This is a genomic window from Pseudostreptobacillus hongkongensis, from assembly GCF_001559795.1.
GTDB classification, from domain to species: domain Bacteria; phylum Fusobacteriota; class Fusobacteriia; order Fusobacteriales; family Leptotrichiaceae; genus Pseudostreptobacillus; species Pseudostreptobacillus hongkongensis.
The window spans coordinates 1-525 of the sequence record NZ_LOHY01000033.1 but is presented as its reverse complement, the minus strand read 5'-3'; the positions used below and the strand labels follow the sequence as shown (position 1 = coordinate 525).

Annotated in this window: 1 pseudogene; it reads right to left on the bottom strand. The window is 32.8% G+C overall.

Annotated features, from left to right (window positions below):
* Positions 1-326: pseudogene (locus AYC59_RS08135) on the bottom strand (DNA cytosine methyltransferase); the annotation flags it as partial.
* Positions 327-525: the final 199 nt, after the last annotated feature.

Here is a 525-nt window from a genome sequence, read left to right as displayed (position 1 = left end):
AATACTTTTACAAATTTCATGTATTCAAGGAATAAAAAGTATCTTGCATCAAAGTCATTGTGTTTTCTATTTGCTAAAGAAAAGCCCTGACAAGGAACACCACCTTTTAATAAATGTATTTTTTCAATTCCTTTTTCCTTTAACATCTTCTGAATATCAAGTGAATCGATTTTTCTAATATCTCCTAATCAACCCAACGCATTATGATGATTATATGCCCATGTTACCATAGCTGGCTTAAAATTATCAATTCCAACAACTGACTTAAAACCTGCCATACCACAACCTACTGCAAATCCACCAGCTCCACAGAATAAGTCAATCATAGTATATTTATCTGTTGGTGGTACTACATTATCGTCATTAATAAACTTCACATCTTCTACCAGATATGAACTCTGTTCAACAGGGATAGTATTATCCCATATATTCTTCTTTTCTTCCTCTGAAATTAATGCACCATGTTCGGTTTCTGTCATTTACTTTTCCTCCTTATTATTTGCAACGCTATCTACTACCTTAAGA